This window comes from Xanthomonas dyei (assembly GCF_002939865.1).
Classification (GTDB): Bacteria; Pseudomonadota; Gammaproteobacteria; order Xanthomonadales; family Xanthomonadaceae; genus Xanthomonas; species Xanthomonas dyei.
Genome location: NZ_MDEE01000037.1, coordinates 40,287 through 47,365, shown reverse-complemented (window position 1 = coordinate 47,365; position 7,079 = coordinate 40,287). Strand labels below are relative to the sequence as shown.

The 7,079-nt window shown below is 53.1% G+C and carries 6 protein-coding genes and 1 pseudogene; 3 read left to right on the top strand and 4 right to left on the bottom strand.

The window, feature by feature from the left end; translation table 11 throughout:
• Positions 1-146: 146 nt before the first annotated feature.
• Positions 147-494: pseudogene (locus XdyCFBP7245_RS24570) on the top strand (IS3 family transposase); the annotation flags it as partial.
• A 174-nt stretch (positions 495-668) separates the two neighbouring features.
• On the opposite strand, the gene XdyCFBP7245_RS23895 reads toward XdyCFBP7245_RS24570, so the two are convergent.
• Positions 669-1,706, bottom strand: coding sequence for a lysophospholipid acyltransferase family protein (locus tag XdyCFBP7245_RS23895; protein WP_146091701.1), 1,038 nt, complete (start codon positions 1,704-1,706; stop codon positions 669-671).
• Positions 1,699-2,382, bottom strand: a complete 684-nt coding sequence (locus XdyCFBP7245_RS23890) for a hypothetical protein (protein WP_146091700.1) — start codon at positions 2,380-2,382, stop codon at positions 1,699-1,701. Before XdyCFBP7245_RS23890 ends, XdyCFBP7245_RS23895 begins: the two co-directional genes overlap by 8 nt.
• Positions 2,383-3,052: 670 nt before the next feature.
• On the opposite strand from XdyCFBP7245_RS23890, the gene XdyCFBP7245_RS23880 reads away from it, so the two are divergent.
• Positions 3,053-3,739: a hypothetical protein gene (locus XdyCFBP7245_RS23880; RefSeq protein WP_146091698.1), complete on the top strand. Its 687-nt coding sequence runs from the start codon at positions 3,053-3,055 to the stop codon at positions 3,737-3,739.
• A gap of 388 nt (positions 3,740-4,127) precedes the next feature.
• On the opposite strand, the gene XdyCFBP7245_RS18935 is transcribed toward XdyCFBP7245_RS23880, so the two are convergent.
• Entirely contained in the window at positions 4,128-4,700 is a 573-nt protein-coding gene (locus tag XdyCFBP7245_RS18935; RefSeq protein ID WP_104617005.1) for a hypothetical protein, read from the bottom strand.
• Positions 4,701-4,855: 155 nt separating this feature from the next.
• Between XdyCFBP7245_RS18935 and XdyCFBP7245_RS18930 the strand changes: the two genes are divergently transcribed.
• Positions 4,856-5,059, top strand: coding sequence for a YdcH family protein (locus XdyCFBP7245_RS18930; RefSeq protein WP_046964822.1), 204 nt, complete (start codon positions 4,856-4,858; stop codon positions 5,057-5,059).
• 611 nt (positions 5,060-5,670) lie between these two features.
• Here the strand turns inward: XdyCFBP7245_RS18930 and XdyCFBP7245_RS18920 are convergent.
• The gene (locus XdyCFBP7245_RS18920; protein WP_104617011.1) at positions 5,671-6,651 is read right to left on the bottom strand and encodes a zinc-binding dehydrogenase; all 981 of its coding nucleotides are present in this window, start codon (positions 6,649-6,651) and stop codon (positions 5,671-5,673) included.
• Positions 6,652-7,079 lie beyond the last annotated feature (428 nt).

Below are 7,079 nucleotides of genomic sequence, written 5' to 3'. Positions count from 1 at the left end.
TCTGGCTTTCTGTGAACTTGCTCTTGCGCATCGTTAGTCTCCTCGGTGGCTAGTGTGCCCGGAGACCTGTAGTGATGGATGGATCAATTTTACGGGGAGTCGACAGTGGTCCGGGCGATGCAATCGCCTATGCATACCGGGCGGTGCTACAAGCCTTAATGATAGCCGTATGGCGACGTAAGTCGCCTGCGGGACTGCTGGTCCACTCCGACCAAAGCAAGCAGTTTACCGGGCACGACTGGCAGGACTTTTTAAAGGCACAGGGCCTAGTCAGCAGTATGAGCCTTCGCGGCAACTGCCACGACAACGCATTTGCGGAAAGCTTCTTCCTGCTCCTGAAACGTAAGCGTATCAAGCGACGGATCTAAGTGACACACGAGGAAGCCAAGCCCTATGTCTTCAACTATATCGAGATGTTTTACAGCACACGGCGACAGTACGGGAACAACCATGGGCTATCGCCCGTAGAGTTTCAAAAACAGCAATCGTCATGAGGTTTCGGGGTCTCTACAGAAGCCGAGGCGATTCGGATAGACTTATCTTTTGCCTGAAAAAATACCTCGAATACGACTAACTTTCGCCTTCACTTTCTTGAGAGGCATCTAGAATTTGCATCCACCAAATGTGAAGACTAAGGATCTAAATTTCATGCGTTAGCCTAAAGAGTTTCAATTGCGCGTTTGATAAGCATTATCCGTGATTGGAATGGACCGAGATATACACGCTCTTCTATGACACTTTAAAAGCGGATCCAATGATATAAGTGCAGTGAAGTCCTCGGAATTATTTATATGTACAAATTCCTTCCGATGAAAATGTTTATGCCAATACCTCCAAAAGATGATTTCTTTGCCTATGCCTGTTTCATATTGATGAAAAATTTCTCGGATTGCAGTGTAGTCAACAAGTTCATTTGATGTCGCAGCACTAGATCCTTGTGCATCAACGACCGAAATCGCTTTTAAAACTTTTATTTTTTTGCGCCAACCAAGTGTACGAGGCAGAACCGGAACAATTTTGACGTCAGTCTTTCTACTGAGGCTTGCAACTCCGAGCATTACATCGAAATCACGCAAAAAGAAAGGGATAGTGAAAGCCGCCAGTTGATCCTGACATATATCAGGCATGATTATTACGGTTCCGCCACCTCTAAGAATTTTCAGGGCAACCGCAAGCCCTCTTGGATCGTTGTGACAGATGATAATATCCTTATCTAGTGTGGGTATGACTCTTTGCGCAATGTCGTCGAATACGCTGTTATTTACTGATTTGGTTGGAGGGTCATAAAAAATTGCAACCTTCCGCTTCGGAGGTGCAGATAGGGCTATTGAAATAATATCTACTACAAACTCACCGAAATGTGGTACAGCCACAATCGCGCCTCCTACAGGATGAATCTCCAAAGCTTGCTTCTGATTTATTTTCGATAAACTGCCAGCCAGATTCGTCATCAAATCCCCCGGGAGCTTTACCATAAGCTGCGATTTTAGTTGAGACACTCTCAACCAACTGGCATATGCCTCCACCCTAATTTGAGCGTTATCACACATGGCGTCTATATCAGGACGACTGACGTTATCACCAGTAATACGGGCAACAACATCATACGCCTTTGAAGCAGAGCTGAAATAAAATATCGACAGATCAATTAAATATTTTATTTCTAGCAAAATCCGTATGAGGCCAGAAGAAATTGAGTTAACCATTTGAAATCTCCTTTCTAGCCTCTCGCTCGATTGATTTCAAATCATCCATAATATATGAGGTTTTCTTTGAAGATAGAACCCCTCTATAATGGCAATCTAAGACCTTGGATTTGTACTCAATTATTCTGAAAAGCTCCTGACCTATGTGCTTTTTCCTAAGCCGTTCGCGAGAAAAGCGGGCGGCTAGGCTCCCTTCAACCTCTTCGTAAAATTTAATTAATCCAACTATACTTTCAATCAGATCGTACTGACTTTTTAATCCGCAATACGGCTTAATGGAAGAAAAATATCCATCTCTTTTGAGGAATACTTTTGCCAGGTATTTTGAATAAAATATAATCTCAAAAGTTGATACACCGAAAAACTCTCCTTGCTTTGCAAGGTATATCCCACAATCCTCGTGGCGTATCAGTTGATCTGAAAATGAAAGTACACAAAGGCTACCAGCCGGGCGAGAGAAATAATTCTTAACTGTCTGCAAACCTTGCATAGGAGTTAAGAATGATAGATCGTCTATGCCAGCGGCAAGCATACTATCCGGAGACCCAATTACAACCGCATCGTTTTTAGAACAAACATCTCTTGCAAATTCAATGTTTATCTTCGTTGTAGCTAAAACGATCAGCGTTATTCCGCTCTCGGCCCAGAAAAAATGATCTGTTTGTTCTTGATCCATAAGATGACCACTCCATATAGTAAAAAGGAGGGGGCGAGCCCCTCCTTTGTTATCGTTCAATCAGAACAAGCACTCGCTAATAGGAGTGGTGGGAGGCTGCGGCACATCTGCTAGCTGAAACAGCTCTCGGGCCTTCTGCGCCATGCTAATAAGAGACAAGGCATCTTCGAACTCATTCACATTCAGGGCAACATCCATTTCTTTTACCTTTCAGTGTAAGCGGCCTTCTTGGCCGCTCTCGATATCTATCATGCAAACGAACTCAATGTCAATACCGCTTTCATGCAAGAAAACATACCTCGCATTCCTTAGTAAGAGTGAAAAAGCTTGCCTTAGTGGAGCATGCTTTCTCCTGATTAGCCCTGACCCTCAGCTGGATGTTTGTTGCAGTCCTGCAAATCGCTTCGTTTTCCTGATGTTTTCCGTGATGTCCGCTGTCGGCGCCGTTGGCGCGAGGAGCCGGTCCGAGAAGTTCTTTCAGCCAGGACCCCATCCTGGCCTTGCATTGGGCGGGTTTAGCGATAAGCGCGGAGGTGCTGCAGCTGAAGGTCAGGGCTAATCAGGTGCTTTCTTGATTAGACATTAGAAATGATGTAATGATCCTAGTGCGCGTACTGCCTATAATTCGTATTCAGTAGAACGTTTTGCAGACTAGTTATTCTGAATTAGGATGAAAAAACCGCAAATGGAATTAGAATTCAAATCAAGTCTAAAATATGAATACAGTCCAAATGCCCTTTGGAAAGAGAGGATTTTAGCGGTTCTTTTTATTTTATTTATTCATCTAATTATTTATTTCTTATTAAAAAAAGAAACCGCGGTCAGAGAACCGTTGCCAGCAACTGACTCCGCACTTACTCTGTTTTTCTTACCTCGGACTGACCCTAAATTTCCGCAACTACATCTCAAGCCCAACTTAAATTTACAAAACTCCGCGGTGAAACTTTCTATTCAACCGCCAGCCCCTCTGATTAGAAGACGAACAGAAGCAGCCTCGTCATCTAATATGACCGCGAGTGAAAATTCGGTTGATCATAGAGAGGAAGTTGTTAACCACGAGCTTGACCTAAGCCTACCTGAAGAATATAAAAATACATCACAGGTGCAACCCAATGTACTACCCGCTACGTCAGAACCAGGTACATCACAGAATACTCGATTTGAAAAGAATTGGGCGCCAGATGGACAAGAAATGCAGCAAACATGGGCATTCCGCTCGAAAGCGGCGGCATTATTGCTATCTGCAACTGGTGCGTTACGCCGCCCTTGCACTGATTTAGAGAGAAAGCGCAGGGACAAAAAGTGCTTTGGATCCCAATACGAGGGAGATGATGTAATCCGCGACTCTCAAAGATAATGCATCTGGATCCTGATAGGCTTTTTTGGCTTGATTGAGTAGTGTGCAGATGCGGTCGAGCGCGAGATTAGAGCTAGGATCAGTAAGAAAATTGTTGCACTCCGCGCGCACCGCTTAGTAAGTAATTACTTCCCGAGTTAAAGCATCAAATGCCATTGATGGCAGCATCGCTGTACTCGAAAATCGCTACCAAAATTATCTGGCTCGAGACGCAGAGTGCGATCCAGTGGAGTAACCACCACATGTTGTTACCGGCTCAGCGGATGAACTCCCGTAGCGCAGCAAAGGCGGCGCCTTCCATTTATCATGCCCAACTGCCAGCCGCTTCGCCTGATCCACTGTAATTTTGTGTCCGCAAGAGACCGGATCCAATCTACACCCGACTACCTCAAGGTACCCAGACCAGATTCATCAGCTGCGGGTCGGCGGTCACCTTGACCAGCTTGCCGCTGGGGCCGAACTGCACCTGGTACTCGGCGAAGCTGTCGCGCCAGTAGCGCCACAGCGAGGCTTCCAGATTCGGGTTCTCGCTGCTGATCGGGTAGCCGACCGCCATGAGCACCTGTTCGCGGGTCATGCCACCGGTGAGCTTGCCGTCCACGATGGCCTGGCGGATCTTCGGCGGGAAGGTGGCGAGCTTGAGCTTGGGATCGGCGGTGACGATGTAGCGGGCGGCGAAGGCGGTGTTGTCCAGGTCGCGGCTGTAATCGTTGCCGATGGACTGCTTTTCGCCGGCGATCTTGAGGTTGACGCGGTTGCGGCCAAAGCCGGTGACGCTGACCGGGGTGCCGACGGGGAGCATGCGCTTGCCGTCTTCGGCGTAGTTGCTGTCGCTGATCCAGCTGCCGTCGGTGCGCATGTTGCAGCACAAAAAGCCGTCGTACTTGGCCACATCGGCGGCCGAGGCCAGGTTGGCGGCGGTGAGCAGGCTCAGGGCCAGCAGGGAAGAATGCAAACGCATCGTAAAGACTCCTTTCTCGACGGCCGTGGCCGCGCGGCAATGATGGGATGAGGCGCGCCACCGTTTCCCCGAGGGCGCGGGGGCATTGTCGCAGCCTGCGGCCACTTGGCAAGCGCGGGTGACGCGTGTCGCCCGGGGTTGTGTATGCTCGGGGGGTGGAAACCCTCTCACCCGCCGAGATCGTCGAACAGATCGCCGAGTTGCGACGCGCGCACCGTGCGTTGGACGACGAGATCCAGCGCATGCCCGCGAACCTGGAAGACGAGCTGCAGATGAAGCGCCTGAAGAAGCGCAAATTGCAGATCAAGGACTGCATCATCCGTCTGGAAATGGAGCTGGTTCCCGACGAGCCCGCTTGAGGCATTGGGTGCTTGGCCTGGACCTGGACCTTCGTTGCGAGGGCAGGTGCGCTTGGGTCTGTGCTTCGGTGTCAGGTGTCCGGTGATCCTTTACAGGCGCTGGTCTGGCGTGACCTAGGCTGATCGACTTTGTCGCAGTGGTGAAGCAGCACGCGGGGTGGACGCACCGTGTCGCGCAGGCCGTGCCCTCACCCCAACCCCTCTCCCGCAGGCGGGAGAGGGGCGTCACAGCAGCGATCGGCGGACTGCCTTCCCCCGCCTGCGGGAGAAGGTGCCCCGCAGGGGCGGATGAGAGGACGGGCGCGATTCGAATCGGCTTACAGATTCGAATTCGTCTACGGACATGGGGCCCGATTTCGGTCCTTCTGCTGCACCTTCTGCGGCCCTACCCTGCCCCTGCCCTGTTCCGGATTTGAGTGCAGATGCATTTGGGTGTGGATTCGGATTCGAGTACAAGAGCGAGTGCGGCGTCGGCCGTGGGCGCCACAGATTCCTACCCTGGCCGCATTGCTCCACTCTGGTCGCAGTTGCTCCACTTCGGCCGCACACGGACGGCTCCGATCGCGACCAGCCTCGAACCTCCTGACACCCTTTTTGCTAAGCCGCGCGTGTTAGCCGGCACGCAACAGGATCTTGCCGCGGCGGCCCGGCTCGTCGCTTGCGGCCGCCGCCTTGGCCGCATCTTTCAGGTCGAATACCGCTTCCACCGGCAAGGCCAGGCTGCCATCGACGGCGGCCTTCAACAGCTCGCCGATCATGCGGCGCTTGTCCTCTGATTTTGTGGCCTGCATCACCTTGCTACCCCAGAAACCGCGCACGGTCGCCTGCTTGAAGATCACATCGCCGCTGGAGATCTGCAGCGGCTCGCCGGTCATCGACCCGAACGACACCAGCTCGCCGCCTTCGGCCAGCAGCCCCATCAAGTCGCCGGCGGCACTGCCGGCGACCGAATCGATGGCGCGGATAATCGGCGCATCGCCGGCCAGCGCGCGCACTTTGTCCTGCCAGCCGTCCTGCGCGGTGGAAACAGCATTGCCGATGCCCAACGCCTTGAGTTCGTCCACGCCCGCATCGCGGCGGACCAGGTTGATCACGTTGATGCCGCGTGCGGCGGCAAGCATGGCCACGGTCTTGCCGACGGCGCCGTTGGCGGTGTTCTGCACGATCCAGTCGCCTTTTTCCACGCGCAAGAATTCGATCAGCATCAGGGCGCTCAAGGGCATGGCGATCAACTGGCAACCGCGGTCATCGTCCAGTGCGTCGGGCAGCGGGACCACGCCGGCTGCATCGGCCAGGAAATACTCCGCCCAGCTTTCGTGGACACCGGCCGCGACAACGCGCTGCCCGGTCTGCAGGCCTTCCACGCCCTCACCCAGGGCGTCGATGACGCCGGCGCCTTCGCTGCCGCCGATCGCCGGCAGTTCCGGCGTGTAGCCGTAGTTGCCGCGCACGGTCCACAGGTCGTGGTTGTGGATGGGTGAGCGGCGCATGGCGATGCGCACCTGCCCCTTGCCGGGCTGCGGCACGGGCCGTCCGCCGAGTTCAAGCACCTTGGCGGGATCGCCGAATTGGGTATGGATGGCTGCGCGCATCGAATCTCCTGCCAAGCGCATCCGCATTGCAATGCGCTCGATCACTGTGAAAGGTGGTTCGATGCTATCGACATGCGCGCAAGCGGCCGATGAAACGGACGCAACTGTTGTGTGAAACCTTGCCGTGCTGCGGATCGATGTGTGGTGAGGGCGATGTGCTGCATGGTTGCATGGTTGCCTGCAGCCGCAACCTCATACGGCGCTGCGCGCCACCTTCTCCCGGTGGGAGAAGGTGTCATCGGGTCGTTGCTACAGGTGTGGTGCCTCGCTGCCGCGCTGGTGTTTCTCTACGCCGCGCGCGTGCTGTGTCTCTGCCGCGCTGTCCCGCTTCAGCGGCAACACCGCGTTCGATTTGCTGCGGCCGCACTGCGGCGCGCGATGTCGCACCGTTTCCAACTCGACCGAACTGGAACAATCGGTCAGCGCCA